Annotated in this window: 19 protein-coding genes; 9 read left to right on the top strand and 10 right to left on the bottom strand. The window is 41.2% G+C overall.

All coding sequences use genetic code 11. The annotated features are described in order from the left end of the window. Positions 1-116 precede the first annotated feature (116 nt). A complete protein-coding gene (locus AAHJ11_RS17570; RefSeq protein ID WP_298045166.1) occupies positions 117-599 on the bottom strand; it encodes a GNAT family N-acetyltransferase in 483 nt (160 codons plus the stop codon). An 18-nt stretch (positions 600-617) separates the two neighbouring features. Then, complete coding sequence (locus AAHJ11_RS17565; protein WP_413579933.1) at positions 618-1,571, bottom strand: bile acid:sodium symporter family protein; 954 nt, start codon at positions 1,569-1,571, stop codon at positions 618-620. Between the two features lie 81 nt (positions 1,572-1,652). On the opposite strand from AAHJ11_RS17565, the gene AAHJ11_RS17560 reads away from it, so the two are divergent. The 3 genes from AAHJ11_RS17560 (at position 1,653) to dnaA (ending at position 5,578) form a co-directional block, all read left to right on the top strand. Next, on the top strand, positions 1,653-2,912 hold the full coding sequence (locus AAHJ11_RS17560) for an N-acetylmuramoyl-L-alanine amidase family protein (protein ID WP_148365217.1): 1,260 nt from the start codon (positions 1,653-1,655) through the stop codon (positions 2,910-2,912). A gap of 9 nt (positions 2,913-2,921) precedes the next feature. After that, positions 2,922-3,815, top strand: a complete 894-nt coding sequence (locus tag AAHJ11_RS17555) for an MlaD family protein (protein WP_074638127.1) — start codon at positions 2,922-2,924, stop codon at positions 3,813-3,815. 350 nt (positions 3,816-4,165) lie between these two features. Beyond that, complete coding sequence (dnaA, locus tag AAHJ11_RS17550; protein ID WP_074638126.1) at positions 4,166-5,578, top strand: chromosomal replication initiator protein DnaA; 1,413 nt, start codon at positions 4,166-4,168, stop codon at positions 5,576-5,578. 93 nt (positions 5,579-5,671) lie between these two features. Here dnaA and AAHJ11_RS17545 read toward each other — a convergent pair whose 3' ends face one another. Next, positions 5,672-6,412: an NADPH-dependent oxidoreductase gene (locus tag AAHJ11_RS17545; protein WP_413579930.1), complete on the bottom strand. Its 741-nt coding sequence runs from the start codon at positions 6,410-6,412 to the stop codon at positions 5,672-5,674. Between the two features lie 284 nt (positions 6,413-6,696). On the opposite strand from AAHJ11_RS17545, the gene AAHJ11_RS17540 reads away from it, so the two are divergent. From AAHJ11_RS17540 to folB, 4 genes are all read left to right on the top strand, one after another. Beyond that, positions 6,697-9,240, top strand: a complete 2,544-nt coding sequence (locus tag AAHJ11_RS17540) for an adenosylcobalamin-dependent ribonucleoside-diphosphate reductase (RefSeq protein WP_074559132.1) — start codon at positions 6,697-6,699, stop codon at positions 9,238-9,240. A 131-nt stretch (positions 9,241-9,371) separates the two neighbouring features. Next, positions 9,372-12,053: a 4-alpha-glucanotransferase gene (locus AAHJ11_RS17535; protein ID WP_413579928.1), complete on the top strand. Its 2,682-nt coding sequence runs from the start codon at positions 9,372-9,374 to the stop codon at positions 12,051-12,053. Between the two features lie 75 nt (positions 12,054-12,128). Next, positions 12,129-13,181, top strand: a complete 1,053-nt coding sequence (locus AAHJ11_RS17530; protein ID WP_074559134.1) for an acyltransferase family protein — start codon at positions 12,129-12,131, stop codon at positions 13,179-13,181. Next, positions 13,165-13,536, top strand: coding sequence for a dihydroneopterin aldolase (gene folB / locus AAHJ11_RS17525; RefSeq protein ID WP_148365219.1), 372 nt, complete (start codon positions 13,165-13,167; stop codon positions 13,534-13,536). Before AAHJ11_RS17530 ends, folB begins: the two co-directional genes overlap by 17 nt. A 133-nt stretch (positions 13,537-13,669) precedes the next feature. Here the strand turns inward: folB and AAHJ11_RS17520 are convergent, their stop codons facing one another. The 4 genes from AAHJ11_RS17520 to mtaB are packed head-to-tail and all read right to left on the bottom strand — an operon-like array spanning position 13,670 to position 17,468. Beyond that, positions 13,670-14,194, bottom strand: coding sequence for a methylglyoxal synthase (locus AAHJ11_RS17520; RefSeq protein ID WP_074559136.1), 525 nt, complete (start codon positions 14,192-14,194; stop codon positions 13,670-13,672). A gap of 3 nt (positions 14,195-14,197) precedes the next feature. Next, positions 14,198-15,226, bottom strand: coding sequence for a glycosyltransferase family 2 protein (locus AAHJ11_RS17515; protein ID WP_413579926.1), 1,029 nt, complete (start codon positions 15,224-15,226; stop codon positions 14,198-14,200). Then, on the bottom strand, positions 15,223-16,146 hold the full coding sequence (locus AAHJ11_RS17510) for a lysophospholipid acyltransferase family protein (RefSeq protein WP_074559138.1): 924 nt from the start codon (positions 16,144-16,146) through the stop codon (positions 15,223-15,225). Before AAHJ11_RS17510 ends, AAHJ11_RS17515 begins: the two co-directional genes overlap by 4 nt. Positions 16,147-16,148: 2 nt before the next feature. Beyond that, positions 16,149-17,468 (bottom strand): tRNA (N(6)-L-threonylcarbamoyladenosine(37)-C(2))-methylthiotransferase MtaB, encoded by a 1,320-nt coding sequence (gene mtaB, locus AAHJ11_RS17505; protein WP_413579925.1) that lies wholly within the window; start codon positions 17,466-17,468, stop codon positions 16,149-16,151. A 110-nt stretch (positions 17,469-17,578) separates the two neighbouring features. Here mtaB and AAHJ11_RS17500 point away from each other — a divergent pair, with 110 nt between their 5' ends. After that, positions 17,579-19,252 (top strand): long-chain fatty acid--CoA ligase, encoded by a 1,674-nt coding sequence (locus AAHJ11_RS17500; RefSeq protein WP_413579923.1) that lies wholly within the window; start codon positions 17,579-17,581, stop codon positions 19,250-19,252. 159 nt (positions 19,253-19,411) lie between these two features. After that, complete coding sequence (locus tag AAHJ11_RS17495; RefSeq protein WP_004306615.1) at positions 19,412-19,633, top strand: hypothetical protein; 222 nt, start codon at positions 19,412-19,414, stop codon at positions 19,631-19,633. A gap of 88 nt (positions 19,634-19,721) precedes the next feature. Here the strand turns inward: AAHJ11_RS17495 and AAHJ11_RS17490 are convergent, their stop codons facing one another. From AAHJ11_RS17490 to AAHJ11_RS17480, 3 genes are all read right to left on the bottom strand, one after another. Further along, complete coding sequence (locus AAHJ11_RS17490; RefSeq protein ID WP_074559142.1) at positions 19,722-20,630, bottom strand: sugar phosphate isomerase/epimerase family protein; 909 nt, start codon at positions 20,628-20,630, stop codon at positions 19,722-19,724. Positions 20,631-20,777: 147 nt separating this feature from the next. Further along, on the bottom strand, positions 20,778-21,641 hold the full coding sequence (locus tag AAHJ11_RS17485) for a DUF1080 domain-containing protein (protein WP_074559143.1): 864 nt from the start codon (positions 21,639-21,641) through the stop codon (positions 20,778-20,780). 37 nt (positions 21,642-21,678) lie between these two features. Next, the gene (locus tag AAHJ11_RS17480) at positions 21,679-23,166 is read right to left on the bottom strand and encodes a Gfo/Idh/MocA family oxidoreductase (protein WP_413579921.1); all 1,488 of its coding nucleotides are present in this window, start codon (positions 23,164-23,166) and stop codon (positions 21,679-21,681) included. Positions 23,167-23,175 lie beyond the last annotated feature (9 nt).

The raw sequence follows: 23,175 nt of genomic DNA, 5'->3' as shown, positions 1-23,175 counted from the left end.
ATAAATGTTTTGCATTTTTCACAGCGAGAACTATTTAGCTCGACTCCTCTGCAAAGTCTTTTTTCCCTCGTATATATGGCCCCCCACAAAAGACACCACAAGCAGGAATACGACCATCATAACTTAATTTTAGCCACCTCCCTTGCCATTCTAAAATTAGTAAGAGAAAGCTGATTCGCTTTGCGCTTTTGTTCTCCCTCTACTACATAACCTTTTTTTTCAAAGAAAGGACGAGCTGTTAAACTCACTTCGGATGTAATCCGCACAATGCCGGCTGTAATTGCATACCGTTCTATTTCTTCCAAAAGCATCGTGGCAATACCCTTACCTTGAAAATCCTTGTGAACAAACATAGAATGTAAATAGCCCTGAGGTGTGATAGATGAAAAACCAACGATTTCAGATTGCCGATTAACAGCTACAATAAAATAGTGAGTTTTTATCATATCCTCTATTTTAGAAAGATCATCTCCGCACGATGCCCAATCTTCAACCTCTGCCTGTGAATAGTCACGCCTGTTTATCACTAACACTGTGTTTCGATATAGAGACTGAATTTCCTCTATATCCGTATTTAAAGCTACCCTTATAGTAATCATATAATCCCTAATTATTCACTATTTTATCTCTTTCTTTCTCTTTTTCCACAACTGCCACGAATTGATTATATTCTGCCATAACACATACGAACCGGGAGCCACAGAAGACAATGGATTCAAATAAGTATGCGCCATCCAAATAGCCAGAATCGTATTCTTTTGCCCAAGTGCTTGCCCACCACTGATACGGTCATTATAAATCGAGCCGATTGTCTTCCCCAAAAAGAACTGCAAACAACAGGCAATCAGTGCACCGACAGCAATCATGATTTCCGTAAAACCATCCGCCGGGTCATTGAGCAAGGAATACAATGTTTGCGCAGTTACGATAGCTAAAGATACAGCCCACAAATAAAAAGCAAGTTCATGATAACCCAATAACTTCTGATGTACTTTCGGCAAACACTTGCTCAACAACCAGGCAGCCAAAAAAGGACAAATCAACAACGGAAACACCTTACCCAAAATAACAAAAAACGCTTCCCAAAAAGTGACATCAGGATGCACCTCCACCAAAGGAAATAGAATAGGCACAGCAATAGCCGCTCCAATATTTGCTATCAATGTATAAGTGGTCAGACTGGCTGCACTCCCTCCCAACTTGGAAGTAATCACCGCAGCAGCTGTAGCCGTCGGACAAATTATACAAACCATCACTCCCTCTGCTACTATTTTATCAAAGCGATAAAGCAAAAGATAAGCAGCCAACGCCCCGCCAATCTGAATCAACAACAACCACATATGGAGAGGTTTAGGCTTCAAATCACGAGGAGATACCTTGCAGAAGGTCAATAGCAACATTGTAAAAATAAGATAGGGAGTCAGAAAAGAAAGACTGATAAACAGCGGATAACCTACAGCACCTACCAGCATAGCAATAGGTAACGTCCAATTCTTCAAAAACTTAAGCATCGTCGTACATTTTAACTTCGAAGCACAAAGTAACGGAGATTTCGGGAAAAAAGCTATCATTAAACCGAAAAAAACACAAAACTTAATGGCAAATCATGAGTTTTCTACAAATTTCTACTACATTTGCACCGTATTATAGATATGAAACTGAATAGACCGTACATATTATACATATTCATTTGCCTCTGGCTACTTTTTCTACCCTCATGTACCAACCACTTATGGGGGAAAGATTTCGTAGTAGTTATCGATGCCGGACATGGTGGACATGACCCTGGTGCTATAGGCAAAATCTCGAAAGAGAAAAACATCAATCTGAACGTTGCCCTGAAAGTGGGAAATCTAATCAAGAGAAACTGCGACGACGTCAAAGTGATCTACACCCGTAGCAAAGATGTATTTATTCCTTTGGACCGGCGGGCAGAAATTGCAAACAACGCAAAGGCGGATCTCTTTATTTCCATTCACACCAACGCACTGGCAAACAACCGTACAGCCAAAGGGGCTTCAACCTGGACGCTAGGTTTGGCCAAATCAGACGCTAACCTGGAAGTTGCCAAGCGGGAGAACTCCGTTATCCTCTACGAAAGTGATTATAAAACAAGATATGCCGGTTTCAATCCGAACTCTGCCGAATCATATATTATATTTGAGTTCATGCAGGACAAATATATGGAACAGAGCGTACACTTGGCCTCGCTGATGCAAAAACAGTTCCGCCAAACCTGTAAACGGGCAGACCGGGGAGTGCATCAAGCAGGATTCCTCGTCTTAAAAGCAAGTGCGATGCCAAGCATTCTAATAGAATTGGGATTTATTTCTACTCCGGAAGAAGAACGCTATCTGAATTCCGAAGAAGGGGCCGGAAGTATGGCCAAAGGTATTTACCGGGCTTTCCTGAATTACAAACGAGAACATGAGTTACGCCTTACGGGAGTCAGCAAAACGATTATCCCAACCGAGCAGGAAGAAGACAACGCCCCGAAAATTGCCCAAAAGGATACTGAAAGCGTAAACACAGCTCCTCAACAGCAAGAATTACTAGCCGAAGCAAAAACCAAACCTGCCGCAACAGCAAAAACAGCACCGAAGCGCCCAATTGTAGCAGAAAGCGCAACCAATGACAGTGAAATTACGTTTAAGATACAGATACTCACTTCTTCCAAGCCTCTCGCCAAAAACGACAAACGGCTGAAAGGACTGAAAGACGTAGATTATTATAAGGAAGGGGGAATATACAAATACACGTATGGATCCTCCGCCGATTACAACAAGGTGTTGCGTACGAAGCGCACCATTACGGCACAATTCAAGGATGCCTTCATCATCGCTTTCCGAAATGGAGAGAAAATGAACATCAATGAAGCGATTGCCGAATTCAAGAAAAGAAAAAATAAATAAAAAGATAAAATGAAGTACATTACAAAAGAAGTCAGAATAGGTATTGCAGGTATCGTTGCACTATGTGTGCTTATATATGGAATCAACTGGCTGAAAGGTATACACATGTTTCAGCCTTCCAGCTATTTCTATGCCAAATTTGAAAACGTAAACGGACTCACTAAATCAAGCCCGGTATTTGCCGACGGTGTCCGTGTAGGTATTGTACGTGACATCTATTATGATTATGTCAAACCCGGAAATGTGATTGTTGAAGTAGAACTGGACACCGAGCTGCGAATTCCTAAAGGAAGTACCGCCGAACTCGTATCCGAACTTATGGGAGGCGTACGTATGAATATTCTCCTGGCAAACAACCCACGTGAAAAATATGCCATAGGAGATACCATTCCCGGCACACTAAACAACGGAATGATGGAAAGCGCAGCACAACTGATACCGAAAGTGGAAGAGATGCTGCCTAAGCTGGACTCTATCCTCATCTCCCTGAACAATATCTTAGGTGACAAAAGCATTCCTGCTACACTGCACTCAATAGAAAAAACAACCGCCAACCTGGCAGTAGTCAGTTCACAGGTGAAAGGACTAATGAGCAACGATATTCCCCAACTCACAAGTAAACTGAATACCATCGGAGACAACTTTGTGGTCATCAGCGGAAATTTGAAAGAGATAGATTATGCAGCCACTTTCAAAAAAATAGACGAAACACTGGCTAACGTAAAAATACTTACAGAAAAATTAAACAGCAAAGATAACACGCTCGGTCTGCTCTTCAACGACCCGACTTTATACAATAATCTGAACGCTACAACAGAAAATGCAGCCAGCTTATTAGAGGACCTGAAAGAGCATCCGAAACGATACGTTCACTTCTCATTATTCGGCAAGAAAGATAAGTAGCAAATTCTTGTTATATAGATTTTATCTAAATAACAAGGAGCTTTCAAAAGAAAGTAGATTGCTCTTCAAATGTCTATCTATAAACCGAAATAATATTCCCGTACAAACGTACAAAGATGAGAAAATTGCTAATTTCAAGCACGTAAAACATTAATATACAAATACTTATAAAATTGCAAGAGAGGGTAAGCAGACTGTGTCCGACAACAAATACATAAGTCATTGAAAGTAAACACATTATTGTTCGCATGAAAAAAACAAGAAAAAATAGATTTGTTTTTTCCGAATAAGATTCCCAATTTTGCAAACGTAGAAGTTTTGCTTAATTAATAAATGTATTAAAAGTTACTATGATTGAATCAAATCATGTCGTACTTTGGAACCGCTGTCTCGACGTAATTAAAGACAATGTTCCTGAGACGACATATAATACTTGGTTTGCCCCTATTGTTCCGTTGAAATATGAGGACAAAACTTTGATCTTACAGATCCCGAGCCAGTTTTTCTATGAAATTCTGGAAGAGAGATTTGTGGATTTAATACGCAAGACATTATATAAGGTCATTGGCGAAGGCACCAAGTTGATGTACAACGTCATGGTGGACAAGACTTCGATTCCAAATCAAACCGTGAATCTCGAAGCAAGCAATCGTTCTACAGCTGTTACCCCTAAAAGTATAATCGGAGGAAACAAAGCTCCCAGTTTCTTACAGGCTCCTGCCGTTCAAGATCTGGACCCGCATTTGAATCCCAATTATAATTTTGAGAACTTCATTGAAGGATACAGCAATAAACTTTCAAGAAGTGTAGCAGAAGCTGTAGCGCAAAAACCGGGAGGGACCGCTTTCAACCCGTTATTCCTTTATGGAGCATCCGGAGTGGGAAAGACACACCTGGCAAACGCAATAGGCACAAAAATCAAAGAAATTTATCCAGAGAAAAGAGTATTGTACGTTTCGGCACATTTGTTCCAGGTACAATATACGGATTCTGTACGAAATAACACGACCAACGACTTTATTAATTTTTATCAGACGATCGATGTATTAATCATTGACGATATTCAGGAGTTTGCCGGTGTCACCAAGACTCAAAACAATTTCTTCCATATCTTCAATCATTTACATCAGAATGGTAAACAGCTCATATTGACTTCGGACCGTGCTCCCGTATTATTGCAGGGTATCGAAGAACGCCTCCTGACCCGTTTCAAATGGGGTATGGTAGCCGAGCTGGAAAAGCCGACCGTAGAACTTCGCAAAAATATTCTACGCAACAAGATACACCGTGACGGGTTACAATTTCCGGCAGAAGTGATTGACTATATTGCCGAGAATGTGAATGAAAGTGTACGTGATCTGGAAGGTATCGTCATCGCTATCATGGCCCGTTCTACTATTTTCAATAAGGAAATAGACCTGGATTTAGCACAACACATTGTACATGGCGTGGTTCACAATGAAACGAAAGCTGTCACTATTGATGATATTCTCAAAGTGGTATGCAAACATTTCGACCTGGAGCCGTCTGCCATACATACAAAATCCAGAAAAAGAGAAGTCGTTCAAGCACGACAGATCGCCATGTATCTAGCTAAAAACCACACAGACTTTTCAACTTCTAAAATAGGTAAGTTCATCGGTAACAAAGACCATGCAACAGTACTTCACGCCTGCAAAACCGTAAAAGGACAATTGGAGGTAGACAAGAGCTTTCATGCAGAAGTACAGGAAATAGAGTCGTTACTGAAGAAGAGAAACTGAAATTAAGTATAAAGTATTAAGTATTACCTTGGTGCGAAACCACATAATAAAGCTTGTCCGCATGGATAATACTTAATACTTTATACTTAATACTTAAAAGAATCCTTGCCGGCGAAGTACTTTCAATAGATTTTCGGACATAAATTCGTTATCTTTCTTTGTGTAACGCACGTCCGTAAAGACTTGAGCCAATGTTTCTTTTTCATTTTCTTCGATAAACTGCTTGTTTTCCGGCAATGATTCTTTGTAGGCGTAAAGTTTATCTATTTTTTCCGGTGTATAGTCGTGATATTTTTCATCGTGCACGGCAGCTTCCAAAGGCAAGCGGTCTACTTGTGCGGGAATACCATCCGGATAGCCTACCGTTATTGTGGTGAGAGGGAATACCAGTTTGGGAAGCTGGAGAGTATCGATAATCATTTGAGGATTATAAGTAGTAGTCCCCAAATAACAAATGCCGAGTCCTACTTCTTCCGCCAGTGTACAGAAAGTCTGAGCAACGAGCAAAGTATCCATGGAGGCATTCATAAAAGACATTAAATTATCATAGCCCGGCACAGCTTTCCGCTGTTCACACCATTTACTGAAACGACGAAAATCAGCACAAAAAGTCAATACGACCGGTGCATTTTTTACCATAGGCTGATTGAAATGAGCAGGCGAGAGTTTCTCCTTCATTTCTGCATCACGAGTCACAATTACACTATAAAGTTGCATTCCCCCCATCGTAGAAGCACGAAAAGAGGTTTCGAGCAAATCATTTAACAAACCAGGATTTATATCTTTAGGCAGATATTTCCGAATAGTTCTTCTGTTCTTTACGGTTTCAAACATATCTTTTTTTTGCAAAGATATAAAAAGAAAAAAATATTCTACCACACTAGCAGAATAGAATAGTTTTCTTTTTGGAGAACTTTAACCTTTGAACAAAAAACTCTTTCAACTGTTTATCAAATACTTAGCATAAACAAATGGAAAACTTGCAACCTGTTAATAAATTATTTCATTTTTATTTTGATAGATGAAAAAACATTCTTAGCTTTGCGGCTACATTTGTTAACGATAAGTAAACTTCTACATATTACTTATTAAAAACGAGATTTAACACAAATTGAATCGTGGAAAAACAAATTTATTCTTACGACGAAGCCTATGAAGAATCTTTACGATATTTTCAAGGCGACGAGCTTGCTGCAAGGGTTTGGGTAAACAAATACGCAGTAAAGGATTCTTTCGGTAATATCTATGAAAAATCCCCGGAAGACATGCATTGGAGAATTGCAAATGAAGTGGCACGCGTAGAATCAAAGTATCCGAATGCGTTGACAGCAAAAGAACTGTATGATTTATTAGATCACTTCAAGTACATCGTCCCCCAAGGTAGCCCGATGACAGGAATCGGTAACGACTATCAGGTTGCTTCACTATCCAATTGCTTTGTTATCGGAGTGGATGGCGCAGCCGACTCTTACGGTGCTATTATCAAAATCGACGAAGAACAGGTGCAACTGATGAAAAGACGCGGTGGTGTAGGTCACGATTTATCACACATCCGTCCGAAAGGCTCTCCCGTTAAAAACTCGGCACTGACTTCCACCGGCCTTGTTCCATTTATGGAGCGTTATTCGAATTCTACTCGTGAGGTAGCTCAAGACGGACGTCGTGGTGCACTGATGTTGAGTGTATCCATCAAACATCCGGATTCCGAAGCATTTATTGACGCCAAGATGACTGAAGGCAAAGTAACCGGAGCCAATGTTTCTGTCAAGCTGGACGATGCTTTCATGCAAGCTGCCGTAGATGAAAAGCCGTATGTACAGCAATATCCTATTGACTCTGCCAACCCGACATTTACCAAAGAAATCAACGCTTCTACCTTGTGGAAGAAAATCGTTCATAATGCATGGAAATCGGCAGAACCGGGAGTTTTATTCTGGGATACGATTATCCGTGAGTCCGTGCCTGATTGCTATGCAGATCTGGGTTACAGAACTGTATCTACCAACCCATGCGGAGAAATTCCTCTATGTCCTTACGATTCATGCCGTCTATTGGCTATCAATCTATATTCCTATGTAGTGAATCCGTTCAAACCGGATGCTTATTTTGATTTTGACCTGTTCCAGAAACACGTGGCTCTTGCTCAACGTATCATGGATGATATCATCGACCTCGAACTCGAGAAAATCGAACGTATCATGACCAAGATTGACGAAGATCCGGAAAATGAAGAAGTAAAACATGCAGAACGCACACTTTGGGAGAAAATCTACAAGAAGAGTGGACAAGGTCGCCGTACTGGTGTAGGTATCACTGCAGAAGGTGATATGCTTGCTGCATTGGGATTGCGTTACGGAACGGAAGAAGCGACAGAATTCTCTGAAAAAGTACACAAGACAGTAGCTCTCGGCGCATACCGTTCTTCAGTGGAAATGGCCAAAGAACGTGGTGCTTTCGAAATATACAATAGCGAACGTGAACAGAATAATCCGTTCATCCAACGCCTGGCAGCAGCTGACCCGAAACTGTATGAGGACATGAAGAAATACGGTCGCCGTAACATTGCCTGCCTGACAATTGCTCCAACCGGAACTACCAGTTTGATGACACAGACAACTTCCGGTATCGAACCTGTATTCCTGCCTGTTTACAAACGCAGAAGAAAGGTTAATCCGAACGATACGAATGTACATGTAGATTTTGTAGACGAAACAGGAGATGCATTCGAAGAATATATCGTATTCCATCACAAGTTTGTGACCTGGATGGAAGCTAACGGATACGATCCGGCCAAACGCTATTCCCAAGAAGAAATTGATGAACTGGTTGCTAAATCTCCTTATTACAAAGCAACTTCCAACGATGTCGACTGGTTGATGAAGGTGAAGATGCAGGGAAGAATCCAGAAATGGGTAGACCACTCCATCAGCGTAACGATCAATCTACCGAATGATGTAGACGAGGATTTAGTAAACCGTTTGTATGTAGAAGCATGGAAATCCGGCTGTAAAGGCTGTACCGTATATCGCGACGGTTCACGCTCCGGAGTTTTGATTTCCACTAAATCAAATAAGGAAAAGAAAGAAGACCTTCCTCCTTGCAAACCGCCTACGGTTGTAGAGGTACGTCCGAGAATATTGGAAGCAGATGTTGTCCGTTTCCAGAACAACAAAGAAAAATGGGTGGCTTTTGTCGGATTATTAGATGGACACCCTTATGAAATATTCACAGGTTTGCAAGATGATGATGAAGGTATCTTGCTACCTAAGAGTGTGACTTGCGGACGTATCATCAAAAATGTAGATGAAGACGGTACCAAACGTTACGACTTCCAATTCGAGAACAAACGCGGATATAAGACGACCATTGAAGGATTGTCAGAGAAGTTCAACAAAGAATATTGGAACTATGCTAAATTGATTTCTGGTGTGCTTCGCTACCGGATGCCGATTGAACAGGTTATCAAACTGGTTGGCTCTCTCCAATTAAACAGTGAAAGTATCAACACTTGGAAAAACGGTGTGGAACGTGCATTGAAGAAGTATATTCAGGATGGAACAGAAGCCAAAGGTAAGAAATGCCCGAACTGCGGTAATGAGACATTGGTTTATCAGGAAGGCTGTCTGATTTGTACAACTTGCGGTGCTTCCAGGTGTGGATAATAGTCCTACGTATGTTAATTAATATATAAACAAAAGATTAAAAGGAGTCCAATGCGGCTCCTTTTATTTTTTATTCAAAAAAATGTCTTATACTTGCAGTGTCTTATATGTACAATTAAAATCTAATATATATGATTCTATCATTTAATATTGAATACCGTACCAATTGGGGAGAAGAAGTAAGAATTTCCGGCTTATTTCCGGAATCAATTCCTTTACACACCACCGATGGTATCTATTGGACGGCAAAAGTTGAGCTTGAAATCCCCCATGAAGGGATGGCTATCAATTATAACTATCAGATAGAACAAAACGGAATAGTTATCCGCAAGGAATGGGACAGTTTTCCAAGATCTATTTTCCTATCAGGCACTTCCAAGAAGATATACAGAATCAATGATTGCTGGAAAAACATTCCGGAACAGTCGTACCTTTATAGTTCAGCTTTTACAGAAGCTTTACTGGCACATCCCGAGAGAGAAAGTATCCCGCAAAGTTATAAGAAGGGACTGGTAATCAAAGCCTATGCTCCACATATCAATAAAGATTATTGTCTGGCGATTTGTGGTAACCAGAAATCATTAGGCCACTGGGACCCGGAGAAAGCGGTTCTAATGAGTGACGTCCATTTTCCGGAGTGGCAGATAGAATTAGATGCCAGCAAACTAAAATACCCGCTGGAATACAAATTCATCCTCTACAACAAACAAGAAAAGAAAGCGGACTGCTGGGAAAAGAACCCCAACCGTTATCTGGCAGACCCGGAACTGAAGACAAACGAAACGCTCGTGATCTCCGACCGGTATGCCTATTTCGACATTCCCGCCTGGAAAGGTGCGGGAATCGCCATACCTGTATTCTCCTTAAAATCAGAGAAAAGTTTTGGAGTAGGTGATTTTGGTGACTTGAGACGTATGATCGACTGGGCAGTAATCACCCATCAGAAAGTTATTCAGATTTTACCGGTCAATGACACCACCATGACTCACACATGGACCGACTCTTACCCCTATAACAGCATTTCCATTTATGCCTTCCACCCAATGTATGCGGATATCAAGCAAATGGGAACTCTGAAAGACAAAGAAGCCGCATCGAAATTCAACAAAAAGCAAAAAGAACTGAACAGTCTGCCTGCCATTGACTACGAAGCAGTCAATCAGACTAAATGGGAGTTTTTCAACTTACTATTCCGACAGGAAGGAAAAAAAGTCTTAGCTTCCAAAGGTTTCAAAGACTTCTATGAAGCCAACAAAGAATGGTTGCAACCCTATGCAGTCTTCAGTTATCTGCGCGACGCCTACAAAACACCCAATTTCCGTAAATGGCCACGACACTCTGTTTATAATGCGGAAGATATAGAAAAAATGTGCCAGCCGGAAACCGTAGACTATCCTCATATCTCATTGTATTACTATATTCAGTATCACCTGCACCTGCAATTACTGTCTGCAACCGAATATGCCCGCCAACACGGTGTTGTATTAAAAGGAGATATTCCAATCGGTATCAGCCGCAACAGTGTAGAAGCCTGGACAGAACCTCATTACTTCAATCTCAACGGACAAGCAGGTGCTCCACCCGATGATTTCTCCATCAACGGGCAAAACTGGGGATTTCCTACATACAACTGGGATGTCATGGAAAAAGACGGCTACCGCTGGTGGATGAAACGTTTTCAGAAAATGGCGGAATACTTCGATGCCTACCGGATCGATCATATCCTCGGTTTTTTCCGTATCTGGGAAATACCGATGCACGCCGTACACGGATTGTTAGGTCAGTTTGATCCTTCTCTCCCCATGAGTCGGGAAGAAATCGAAAGTTATGGCCTCACGTTCCGGGATGAATACCTGCTCCCATCTATTCATGAATCTTTCCTTGGACAGTTGTTCGGCCCCCATACCAACTTGGTAAAACAAGACTTTCTCCAATTAGTTGACGACTCCGGTACCTATCGGATGAAACCGGGATTTGAGACGCAAAGGGAAGTAGAACAATTCTTTGCCGGCAAAAATGATGAAGATAGTATCTGGATTCGGGAAGGGCTTTATTCATTAATCAGCAACGTTTTATTTGTTGCGGACAAAAAAGAGGAAGGGAAATACCACCCTCGAATCGGCGTACAACGAGATTTCGTATTCCGATTGCTAAACGAAGAGGAGAAGAATGCTTTTAACAAACTATACGACCAGTATTATTACCACCGACACAATGAGTTCTGGTTTCAACAGGCCATGAAGAAATTGCCCCAGCTGACACAATCCACCCGTATGTTGGTTTGTGGAGAAGATCTGGGGATGATTCCTGCTTGTGTATCATCAGTGATGAATGATCTCCGTATTCTCAGTTTGGAAATTCAGCGGATGCCTAAAAATCCAATGTATGAATTCGGGCATTTGAATGAGTATCCATACCGGTCTGTCTGCACAATCTCCACCCACGATATGTCTACCCTGCGTGGCTGGTGGGAAGAAGATTATCAACAGACCCAACGTTACTATAATGCAACGTTAGGACACTACGGTACTGCACCAACCACTGCTACTCCCGAGTTGTGCGAGGAAATTGTACGCAATCATCTCAACAGTAATTCTATTCTCTGCATCTTGTCTTTCCAAGATTGGTTATCAATAGACGAGAAGTGGAGAAATCCGAATGTGGCGGAAGAACGGATTAATATTCCATCAAATCCACGAAATTATTGGCGATACCGGATGCACCTCACATTGGAACAGTTGATGAAAGCAAAAACACTCAATGATAAGATTTGTGAACTGATAAAAAATACAGGAAGAGATCCGAATAAATAAGATAAAAGGCACTAACTCTTTTTATTCCAATTTATGAAGTATCTTTGCGCCGAAAAGTGAAATTGAAAAGAGATAATGGAAGGCAACCAAAGCAGACGTATTGATTTCGTGGACTTAACCAAAGGAGTCTGCATCATCCTTGTAGTAATAGCGCACGTTGGAGGAGCCTTCGAACAGCTGGATACCAATTCCATGCTCTCCTGTTTTCGCATGCCGCTTTATTTCTTTATCTCCGGAGTATTTTTCAAATCATACGAAGGCTTGTTCGGATTTATCCTACGGAAAATAAACAAGTTGATTATCCCTTTTCTTTTCTTCTATCTAAGCGCATTTCTAATGAAATATATCGTTTGGAAAATAGCACCCGGGGTATTTCAACTGCCTGTATCATGGAATGAGCTCTTGGTAGTGTTTCATGGACATGACCTTATCAAGTTCAATCCTCCGATTTGGTTTCTACTTGCACTATTCAACTGCAATATCCTGTTTTATCTGATCCACTTTCTGCGTGAGAAACACCTGCCTATCATGTTTGCTGTCACACTCCTGATTGGTTGCACAGGATTTTATCTCGGAAAGTTACAGATAGAGTTGCCTTTGTATATAGATGTTTCCATGACCGCCCTCCCTTTCTATGTAGCCGGTTTCTGGATTCGGCGGTATAACTTTTTTCTGTATCCCAGTCATCGTTTCGACAAGTTGATCCCGGTTTTCGTTCTATTGGCACTGGTAGTCATGTACTTTACCGCTACCACATTGGGTATGCGCACCAACAACTATACGGGAAATATTTTTCAAGTATATATCGCTGCATTTGCAGGAATATTTATGATTATGTTACTTTGCAAAAAAGTAAAGGAAATAAAGGTTATTTCTTACTTAGGGCGATATTCGATCATCACCTTAAGTATTCATGGACCGATACTTCATTTTTTAGGTCCATTGGTCAGCCGTTATATTCACAATAGTTGGGCACAGGCAAGTGTACTTTTGCTTATAACACTAAGTATCTGCATTCTGCTCACCCCCGTCTTTCTAAAAGTGATTCCACAAATGGTTGCACAGAAAGACCTGTTAAAAGTCAAACAAGATCACACTAAAAAGACAATATATGAAGATAAACAGTAGCTATATTCTTTTGAAAGAAATTCGTTGTTACGCCTATCATGGAGTTGCACCGCAAGAAAATCTGATCGGAAATGAATATATCATTGACCTGAAACTGAAAGTGGATATCAGCAAAGCTACCCGGACAGACGAAGTTACCGACACCGTCAACTACGCCGAAGTACATCAGGTGATAAAAAATGAAATGGCTATTCCCTCAAAATTGCTGGAACACGTGAGCGGACGGATTATACAAAAACTCTTTGCCCAATTCCCCTGTATTGAAGAAATAGAACTCCGGCTTTCCAAACGGAATCCACCGATGGGAGCAGATATAGAGTCCGCAGGAATTGAGCTACACTGCAGCAAGAAATAAGATATCACATTGTTGGTAATGAAACATAAATAACGAAATGCAGATAATACGATATTAATAAAGTAATCCGTATCATCTGCATTCCTTTTTTAAGCAAAATCTGCTCCTATTTTCACAGCCGTAAACTACCGGCTTATTTTCTCTTCTTTTTTCTTCTATTTACTGATTCAACAGCTTCCGTCACCACAGGTTTATCCTGGAAACGCTTTGTATAGCCGGAATAGTCCGGATGAATGCGCTCGTAGTCAGGATCCATAAATAACGGACTGGAAATAATATGATCCGCCGTAGAACGATTACAGCAAAAAACAATATTTTCTACACCAGCCAAGCGGGTTAATGCTTTCACATCCGTATCATGCGGTTGCAGTGTCATAGGGTCAGTGAAGAAAAACAGATAGTCAATCTGTCCATCCACAATACGTGATCCCATCTGTTGGTCACCACCCAGCGGACCTGATTTTAAAATCGTAAAATCCCATTCTTCATCAGGGTGCTTCTCTTTCAATGCTTCCAATATCAAAGTACCGGTAGTACCTGTACAATAGAATTTATTTCCCATCAACAGTTCCGAATTCCACAATACCCATTCGATGAGATCTTTTTTCATCGCATCATGCGCTACCAGCCCGATGCCTCTTCTAACCTTTGCTTCCATTTGCTATCCTTTTAAATCCGACAATTGAGAGAATCTTTTGCATCCTCTCACATAAAACTGCCACAAGATACTACTTTTTGTCCGTTCAGGTATCGGATTCAAAGTTTTTTTTCTCATATTCTTTTCACGGGATAAAGAAAATGAAGGACGTAGCTGTTGGTACTCTTTTCGTGCACGCATGACAGCACGAGCATTGTCCCAATGCCCTTGCAACAAGAAGTTAAACACTGCCACATAATCGAGACAGGCCCGGATACGCATCACTTTATTTAACTCCTCCTGTGGAAGATTCTTATAGAGCATGACAAGATTATTACGGAAATTAAGAAAAGTCTTATGAGGATTCTCTTTTTTAAGAGTAGCTCCCCCTACATGATAGACAACACTTTGAGGCACACAAACAATCTCACGTCCTCGCGAACGAAGTCGCCAGCACAAATCTATTTCCTCCATGTGTGCGAAAAAACGCCCATCCAATCCTCCGGCATTCATATAATCAGCGCGTCGGATAAACAAGGCTGCTCCCGTCGCCCAAAAAACAGGAATCACTGTATCGTACTGACCTTCATCCTTCTCCACAACGCCCATTATACGCCCCCGACAAAAAGGATAACCATATTTATCAATAAAACCACCGGCTGCCCCGGCATATTCGAAATATTCTTTTTGTCGCTGGCTCCGTATCTTCGGCTGACAGGCAGCCACCTCCGGGTGAGCATCCAGATAAGCAACCATTGGTTCCAGCCAATGCTCCGTCACCTCGACATCCGAATTCAAAAGCACTACATATTCTGCATCTACCTGCTGTAATGCCAAATTGTATCCGTCTGCAAAACCATAATTCTGATCGAGCACAATCGTCTTAACAGAAGGAAATTCCTGTTGAAGTAAAGTCACAGAATCGTCTGTAGAGCCATTATCAGCCACACAAACCTCCATCCCCTCTCCTTCCGAATAGCGGACAACAGACGGAAGAAAAGTACGGAGCATATCAGATCCGTTCCAATTCAAGATTACAACTGAAACTTTCATTGCTGTTCTTTCTTCTTGTTCAATTCTTCCTGTTGTTCAGCTTCCTCTCTGGTTAATTTCCAGCGTTTATGAGACCACAACCAGTATGCCGGTTCTCTACGAATTGTCTGCTCCAATCGGTGAGCAAACATTTCAGTGATTTCTCCTTCCTTGGTTTCTTTCGGCGTCTCCGTCATTAGTTTGAATTCCGCTTCACAATATCCTCTGCGTCTCTTACTAAGTTCGCAATAGAAAACAGGGAAATTCATCATTTTAGCAATACGCTCGGCACCATTCAGAAAAGCAGTCTCCTGCCCTAAAAAAGTAGTCCAATATCTATCAAATCCGCTGGGCCATTGGTCGGTAATCAGACCGACTACCATCTTTTTTCCATCACGCTTCAACTTAATAATTTCACGTGCAGTAGAATGTTTGGGAATATTATATCCTCCGAAACGAGAGCGGATACGCTTAAAAAGTTTATCCAGATATTGATCTCTCAACGGTTTATAAACCTGCACGGGAACATCTCCGGGTTTCATGATCGCACCCATGCCAATCAACCATTCATAATTGGCATAATGAGGAATCATCACAATAATGCCTCCGTACTTTTCTGTCAGTTCCAGATATTGTTCCGTATTCTTATAAATCATTCTCACACAAAGCTCTTCGGCAGACATATGCAACAATTTCAAATCCTCAAGCATATAATCCGACAGATAGCGATAGAATTTGCGTTCAATCTGCAATCTCTCGGCATCAGTTTTTTCCGGAAATGATCTCAACAGGTTCCCCCGAACTACTTTCCGGCGATATTTCCCAATATGATACATCAGCAGATAATTCAAATCCGAGAACATATACAAAACCCGGAACGGAAGTGCCGAAAACAACCACATCCCACTATATACCAACCAGTAGATAAGTTTTGATCCCATACTTATATCAGAATTGTACCTTTAAGTGCTGTCATCTCTTCATTAAAATCTCCCAAACGTACATTGACCACCCTATTATCCAGCGAATCATCGCTTTCCACCTCTACACGTATATAGTTCTCCGTAAATCCATGCATCGGAGCACCTGCCTTCGATTTTTCCATCAGCACCGGCATTGTCTGCCCAATATGACGAGCATAAAAGGCCTGCGTTTTTTGATCCGACAGTGTCAATAAACGTTGACTACGCTGATGTTTCTCTTCCGGGGAAACCACATATTCTATTTTTAGGGCCTGCGTTCCGGGACGTTCGGAATAACTAAACACATGCAACTGGGTCACATTCAAACTCTCAATAAACTGATAAGCTTGTTGGAAGTACTCCGGCGTTTCTCCACGGGTTCCCACAATCACATCCACACCGATAAAAGCATCCGGCATCACCTCTTTGATCTTCTTCACTTTGGAAGCAAAAAGAGCTGTGTCATAACGGCGGCGCATTAATTGCAAAACCTCATCACAACCGGACTGCAAAGGGATATGGAAATGAGGCATAAAACTACGGGAGTGAGACACAAATTCAATGATCTCATCGGTCAACAGATTTGGTTCTATAGAAGATATCCGATAACGTTCGATTCCCTCTACCTGATCCAGCGCTTTTACCAAATCAAAGAAACTCTCCCCTGTTGTTTTACCAAAATCTCCAATATTCACTCCGGTCAGAACAATCTCTTTTCCTCCTTCGGCAGCTGCTTGACGGGCCTGTTCAACCATGGAAGCAATAGTCCCGTTACGACTTCGCCCCCGGGCAAAAGGAATCGTGCAATAAGAACAAAAGTAATCGCATCCATCCTGCACCTTCAAAAAGAAACGGGTACGGTCTCCCCGTGAACACGAGGGAGCAAAAGAACGGATATCCTTGGTCGTCGTAGTGATAGCTTCTCCTTTTTCATGCTTTTGGAGGTCACCTAGATATTGAAGCAATTCTCCCTTCTGTTCAGCTCCCAACACTACGTCCACTCCATCTATCTTTGCCACATCGCCGGGCTTCAATTGCGCATAACATCCGGTCACTACCACAAAAGCACCTGGGTGTTGTTTTACCAGACGATGAATCGCTTGCCGGCATTTCTTATCCGCCATCTCCGTCACCGAACAGGTATTTACCACACAGATATCTGCCTTCTCTCCTTTACGCGCAGTCCGGACTCCTGCCTCACGCAGAATTTTACCGATAGTTGAAGTCTCTGAAAAATTTAATTTGCAGCCTAAAGTATAATAAACGGCTGTCTTATTTTGAAATACAGTGGTATCTATCATAAGCTGTTATAAACACATTAACTTTGCAAAGTTACACATTATTATTAGTAAAACGCTTTTGGATACGAAAGTTTATTCCTATTTTTGCACAATTCACTAAAAAACGTGCAATGATTAAAGAGAATTTCATTAAACTATACGAAAATAGTTTTCGTGAAAATTGGGATCTACCTTGTTACACCGATTATGGAGAAGATACCCAATATACTTATGGGGAGGTAGCTGAAAAAATCGCCCGTTTACATCTGTTATTCAAACACTGTAGCCTCCGCAGAGGGGATAAGATTTCAGTTATCGGCAAAAACAATGCTCACTGGTGCATCGCCTATATGGCAACTATCACGTATGGAGCAATCATTGTCCCCATCCTTCAAGACTTTACGCCCAACGATGTTCATCATATCGTCAATCATTCCGAATCTGTATTTCTGTTCACCAGTGACAGCATCTGGGACAATCTGGAAGAGGAAAAACTAACGGGACTGCGAGGCGTATTCTCACTGACCGATTTCCGGTGTCTTTATCAGCGTGACGGAGAAACCATACAGAAGTTTCTGAAAAACACCGATAAAGAAATGCATTCTTTGTATCCGAAAGGATTTGCCCGTGAAGATGTTCAATATACCACTTTATCCAATGACAAAGTGATGCTATTAAACTATACTTCCGGAACCACCGGTTTCAGTAAAGGAGTGATGCTGACAGGGAACAATCTGGCAGGAAATGTTACCTTCGGTATCCGCACCGAACTTCTTAAAAAGGGAGACAAGGTACTCTCTTTCCTCCCACTCGCTCATGCATACGGCTGTGCGTTCGACTTTCTGACAGCAACTGCTGTCGGCACCCATGTCACTTTGCTTGGAAAAACTCCTTCTCCCAAGATTATAATGAAGGCTTTTGAGGAAGTGAAACCCAACCTTATTATTACTGTCCCGCTAGTGATCGAAAAGATATATAAGAATATCATTCAACCACTCATTAATAAAAAAGGCATGAAGTGGGCACTCAATATCCCGCTGCTCGACACACAGATCTACAACCAGATACGCAAAAGACTGATTGATGCACTGGGAGGCCGGTTTAAGGAAATCATTATCGGTGGCGCCGCTATGGATAAAGAAGTAGAAGAATTCTTCTACAAAATTAAATTCCCTTTTACTATCGGTTACGGTATGACGGAATGTGGACCACTAATCAGCTATGCCCCTTGGGATGAATTTGTACAAGGCTCTTCCGGAAAGATTCTGGATATAATGGAAGCACGTATCTATAAGGAAAACCCTGAAGCAGAAACCGGAGAAATCCAAGTCCGGGGAGAAAACGTGATGGTAGGATATTACAAGAACCAGGAAGCAACAGAGGAAGTGTTCACACAAGACGGCTGGCTACGTACGGGTGACCTCGGTAGCATGGACAACAGCGGGAATATTTTCATCCGGGGACGGCTCAAGACCATGATCTTAAGTTCAAACGGACAGAACATCTTCCCCGAAGAGTTGGAAACAAAACTGAATAACCTACCTTTCATTCTTGAAAGTCTCGTTATCGAACGCAACAAAAAATTAGTAGCACTCGTTTATGCCGATTATGAAGCGTTGGATTCTCTCGGATTAAACAATCCGGATAACCTGAAAACAATCATGGATGAAAATCTTAAGAATCTGAACAGCAATGTAGCCGCTTATGAAAAAATCAGCAGAATCCAACTTTATCCTACGGAATTTGAAAAAACTCCCAAAAGAAACATAAAAAGATACCTATATAACAGTATTGCTGTCGATTAGCATGTTTTTAAACATACGAAAGTGGGGAAAAAGTGGCTAGTTACAAAAAAATATATAAAAAAAGTTGGTGTTTCGAGAACAACATATTGAAAAAGTACATACCTTTGCAACGTTTTAATAAAGCAATTGATTGTATTACGTTTTTAAAAAGCAAAGAAAATGAAAAAATTAGTTTTGATGGCCGTAGCTATCGTAGCAGTATCATTCGCATCATGTGGTAACAAAGCAGCTGACGCAGCAAAAGCAACTGCAGATTCTATCCGTATCGCTGACTCAATCGCAGCAGTAGAAGCAGCAGCTCTTGAAGCTGAACAAGCAGCAGCCGCAGCAGCAGATTCTTTGAATGCTGATAGCACTGCAACTGAAACTGTAGCTGAATAATTCAGAAACAGCTTAGAGAGAATTGAAAGTCTGCCATGCGAAAGCATGCACAGACTTTTTTTATGCCTTTATTTTAGCTATTCACACGTTATTTAGCGTATGAACTCTTCACAAAAGGAGCATTCAACAAATAATCCAAGCTTACTTCCACACTCTCTTCTACCGGCATACTATAGCCCTCGATTTCAGCAACGAGATAGTTAACACCTGCAGTTTTTGCATTCTTAAAGATAGCGTCAAAACCTACCATTCCACTTTGTCCGATCTCTCTATGATCCTTCACATGGAATATCTTGAAACGACCGGGATATTTATTAAAATAATCAACAGGACTGTTTTGTCCGCGAACTACCCAATAAAGGTCCATCTGGAAGAAGACATATTCAGGATTCGTATGTTCCAGCATATAATCATACATCACTTTATCTTCTACTTTCTGAAATTCATGAGCGTGATTATGATACCCAAACGACAGACCCTGTTGTTTACAACGTTTGCCTATCTCATTATAATATGCACAATACGTTTCTAAATCTTTGAGCGTCTTAGGTACATCCATCCACGGAGCTACAATATATTTCATACCGGCAGCTTTATGATCGGCAATACACTGATCCCACCATTCAAGTGATTTCGAATAGTCACCGGAGGCGAGTTCTTCTTTCGACAGTCCACGCGTGCAGTGTGAAGACAAGACTTTTAATCCTGCCGATTCGACATCTTTCTTAAATTGTTGAGGAGTCCGGTCATAAAATTTACCGTTATTATAATTGGCAGCTTCAACACCGGTATATCCCATGTTTGCCAATTTCTTCAGAAGAGCAGTATAAGTGGGGTCACACTTACCATCTTTATTGTCTACCTTATTCAATATATCTCTGACAGAATAGAGTTGAATAGCTACTTCTTTTTTAGCTTTCTTCTTAGTTTGCGCGGTCATTGCCTGTGGAATCATGAAAAGAGTAGCCAACGCACATAAATAAATTTTTGTTTTCATATAATAGATATCAGGGAATTACAATTATTAGATTTATATAGAAAAAAATAGGCACGGATTACACGGAATTACGCGGTTGTTATATAATAACGATAGTTAAAAACCGTGTTATCCGTGTAATCCGTGCCTTATTTCTTATTTATGCGATTAGTCCAAAACCTTCACGCGGATGTTGCGGAACCAAACATCATCACCGTGATCTTGCAAACCGATGAAACCTTCGTGATTTTCTCCACCACAGTTATTCAGCAATTCAAATGCCAAAGGCCATTTATCTTCGCTGAACTTACTTGCCTGCAACATATCAGTCCATTGTTTTGTCCACAAATGATATTCAAGTACGTTTTCATCGTTTTGTCCGTGAACCACTGTACCTTTATAAACCATAATCTTAGCCTTGTTCCATTCGCCAAATGGTTTAGAGTTTTGAGGAACTGCCGGAATCATGTCATACAAAGAAGCTGACTGACGATTGTTATCTTTACCCAATTTAGCATCCGGATGATTGGCATTATCCAGGATCTGATATTCAGGTGCGGAAATATAAATAGGTTCAAGCACATCATTACCATCTTTGTCTTTAGAAGTAACTTCCTGAGCTAAATACAAAATACCCGAATTGCTACCTTTAGCAACCTTCCATTCCAATTCCAACTCAAAGTTTTTAAATTTATGAGCAAAGATCAAGTCACCACCATCACCGTCTTGAGCTTCACCGCCGCCAGAACCGTTGAATTTGATGCAGCCATCTTCGATTGTCCATTTAGTAGGAACACGGTCTTTTCCATAACCACGCCATCCGTTAAATGTTTCACCATCAAAGATTGTGATATAACCATTTTCGTCAACAGGCAGATTCAAACTATCAGTTTCCGGTGCTTTCAATGATTTAGAGTAAGACAACGCAACTTTTTGCTCTTCCGGAGCATTTGCTTTCTTCTGACCACCGCAAGAAGCGAAAACGCCTGCAGCAAGACAACAACAAGCTAATGGATAAAATACTTTTTTCATGATATCAACTATTTAATTTTTAATTTTTAATTTACTTTTATCTCGGCATATCAGGAAGTCTCCAACCGTCACGATAAGTATGTTTAACTAATTCAGCAGCAAACTGTTTCGCATTAATCGGATCAGTCCATGTCTTATCAAATGTCGGATGACCATCATGAATCTTGAATCCGTCTTTGATAACGGTACGGATCGTTTCGTTATCACCGATATTCGTAAAGCACATGTTAGCTCCATCCCATTCAAGAGTCTTATTCAGCGCTTGCAAACGAATAGCCAATACACCCATCGCTACCATTTCATTCATGGGTCCGGCTTCTGAGAAATCAGACTTAGTCATGATACGGTTAGATTTATTTTCTTTACATGCACGTACCCAGTCCATCTCGTGCCCACCGTTCATAGCATTAGGAACACGACGACAAACTTTTGGCGCATTTGGTTTACGACCAGAAAGCAACCAAGGATTCTGTCCATAACATCCGCAAATCAAAGTATCTTTCGTTCCGTGGAAAATAGTCAAACCACCACCACTCTGCATCAGTTGTTTTCCTTCCGGGAATCCTTTCGGACGTTCAGGCATCATACCGCCATCGTACCAATGTACTTCCACTTCAGGCATAGCTACTTTCGGCATATTTTCACGAGCAGGGAAAATCATTTTCACATGCTGTGCCTGCGGAGCACAAGCATTCAACAATAAAGTAGATGATCCTTCCACTTTGGTAGGATATTGCAATTTCAATGCTCTAAACGGCTGATGCAAAATATGGCAAGCCATATCACCTAATGCACCTGTTCCGTAATCCCACCATCCACGCCAGTTCCAAGGATGATAAATAGCATTGTAAGGATTCATTTTAGCAGGACCTGTAAACAAATCCCAATTCAATGTACTAGGAATACGGTCTACACCTTCAGGAACATTCAATCCTTGCGGCCAAATAGGACGGTCTGTTGCACATTCCACCTTAGTTATATCACCGATTTCACCATTCCAAATCCATTCGCATACCAAATCCGTACCTTCGTCTGACGAACCCTGATTACCCATCTGAGTAACAACACCTGTTGAAGCAGCTAAATTTGTCAATAAACGAGATTCATAAACAGAGTGGGTCAACGGCTTCTGACAGTACACGTGTTTTCCCATTGTCATTGCATCAGCAGTGATGATAGCATGAGTATGGTCGGCAGTTGCAATAATCACACCATCGATAGATTTACCCATTTCTTCATACATCTTACGATAGTCCCAGTATTTTTTAGCCTTGGGGAATTCGTCGAACACACCTTTTGCATACTTCCAATCCACATCACAAAGAGCCACAATATTTTCAGTGCCCTTCACGTGATTAATATTGGTATGTCCCATACCACCAATACCCACGGCTGCAAGATTCAGTTTGTCAGTAGGCGAAATATGCCCGTGGCTCATACCTAAAATAGTACTGGGAGCAATAGTAATGCCTGCTAAAGCAGCAGCCCCCGTTTTGAGAAACTTTCTCCTCGAAATGTTTGACATGATTTTATT

It is taken from the genome of Bacteroides sp. 90-K9/2, from assembly GCF_047310725.1.
GTDB lineage: Bacteria > Bacteroidota > Bacteroidia > Bacteroidales > Bacteroidaceae > Bacteroides > Bacteroides vicugnae.
Note: the sequence above shows the minus strand (reverse complement) of the source record. Positions and strands in the feature narration are given on the sequence as shown.